The sequence below is a fragment of the Marinitoga sp. 1154 genome (genome assembly GCF_013363285.1).
Lineage (GTDB): Bacteria > Thermotogota > Thermotogae > Petrotogales > Petrotogaceae > Marinitoga.
Map to the genome: position 1 here is coordinate 1 of NZ_LBFB01000050.1, position 2,336 is coordinate 2,336.

Annotated in this window: 1 protein-coding gene; it reads left to right on the forward strand. The window is 28.4% G+C overall.

Annotated features, from left to right (window positions below; genetic code table 11):
- The coding region (locus XO12_RS10960) for a right-handed parallel beta-helix repeat-containing protein (RefSeq protein ID WP_175420327.1) at positions 1-2,336 on the forward strand (2,336 nt) is incomplete at both ends.

The following is a 2,336-nucleotide window of genomic DNA, read 5'->3' on the forward strand; positions in this document are numbered from 1 at the left end:
TTAAAGGGAACACAACAGACATCAAATCAGAAGTAACAAGAGAAATAAACGCACAATACAACTACTTTGCAGAAGGGGAAGCAAAAACAGAAGGAACAATAGACACAACAAATAGTTTAGCAGAAGAACCAACAGATGAAGATGTAGTATTAGGACATGAAATATCAGGAAAAATAATATTAAATTCAGTAATAAAAAGTTCAGAAGAAGAATATGAAATAACAGATGACTTAATAATAATAGGGAAATTAACAGTAGAACCAGGAGTAACATTAAAAATTGCTGAAGATAAGTCTATTATTGTTAGAGGTATGCTGATAATTAAAGGTGGAGAAGGAATAAAAGTAGGGGGGAATATAAATGTAGTTGCTGGAGGAACTTTAGAATTAGAACAAAATGCCCATTTGCAAATAGGGAAAGATAAGAAAATAGACATATCAGGTTCATTTATATCAAATGGTTCAGAAATAGAGCCAGTAATCATAGAGACTTCCACAGGAGTAGACATGAAAGACATGTGGGAAGGGATAGTATTACACAATGTAACAGAAGAATCAATAAAATTGGATAATGTAATAATAAAAAACACAAAAACAGCATTGATATTATCAGGGTCAAAGATAGAAATAAACAATGTATCAATACAAAACTCATCAAATGGTATATATATAGATTATAATTTAGAATTAACAGCGTATAAATTGACAGTAGATAGTACAATAGGCTATTATTCTCTTCAAATAAATGGAATTTTAAAATTAGATAATTCTAATATTGGAAGAATTAATGGAAGCGGATTATTTAGCATAAATAATTCAAAAATTGAAAATATAAATATTAATGGATATTTGTATAATGAAAATACAATAAAGGATTCAGAAATTAACAGTATTTATGTAGAGCGTATTGATGGGAATTTAACAATAGAAAATTCGAAAATTAATAGTTATTTCTCATATGGAATATATCAAAATGGATATTTAGAATTAAAAAACAATGTAATAGATGGAGTTACGATAAATTACAGCAGTAATAATTCAAACATTATAATTCAGGATAATGAAATTTCAAGTTTATCATTATTTAGAGATTCAAACAATTATGGAGGAAGATTAGAAATAACAAACAACGATATTACAGGTAATTTGAGTTTAGGAAACAGTTGGGAATATGGAGATAACAACAATAATGCATATAATGTAATAATAGAAGGAAACACATTTGAAAAATCACAATTCACAATATACAGAATAAAAGAAATAGAAATATTCAACAATATATTCAAAGGGAATTCGGCACTTGACATTAGGAATGACAAAACAACAAAAGTATATGGAAACACATTCAAAGATAACAACAACGATGCAATAATAATCAATCAACAATTTGCAATGCCAGAAATAAACAACAACACATTCTACGGCAACAATGGATATGCAGTAGTTGTAAACAATGGAATGATATCAAACTTCACAAAAAACTACATAGCATTAAATTTAGGAGGAATAAAGATCAACCAATTAATGAATGACAATGTAGAATTAACAATAGCAGATAACGTAATAATGATGAACAGAGAATACAACTTATTAAACACAGCACCAAACAACATAGCATTAAACAATAACTTCTATGCATTATACACAGAAGAATCAATAAGTGAAACGATATCAGGGAATTACACAATAGACGGAATAAAAACAGCGTTAATAACAGATGCAGGATCAGAAGAAAAGCCAGATATAGGAGACATATTAAGTTATACAAACTTAAAAGATTATCTAGTAGAAAACACAACAATAGATAGTGATCATTCACCATACATAGTAACATCAGATATATCACTCAACAATATAACCATTGAAGGAGATATAGAAATAAAAATAAGTGATGGAAGGACACTATCCTTTGATAACGTCACACACAACTCAGGAACAATATCAGTTAAATCATTATATGACAGGACAGAACCAAGTGAATTAACAGGAATAATAGTAAAATCAACATTGCTAAACTTATCAATAGAAGGAATATACGGAGAAATAAATGCAGATATAAATACAATAGAATCAAAAAATGGAAGGATATATGGAACAGGGTCAATAGAAACATATGCAGCACAAGAAGGAAACACAAACGAAGTAGAAGGAGTAAGAATAACAAACGCAAACATCAATTCAGATATAACAATAACAAACGCAAAAATAGAAACAATAACAGCAGATGGAATTGAAGAACTAATAATCTCAGGAGGAAATATTGAAAAATACAATATAACAAACACAACAAAATTAACAATTGCAGGAATTGAAGTTTCAGGATTAATAACAACAACA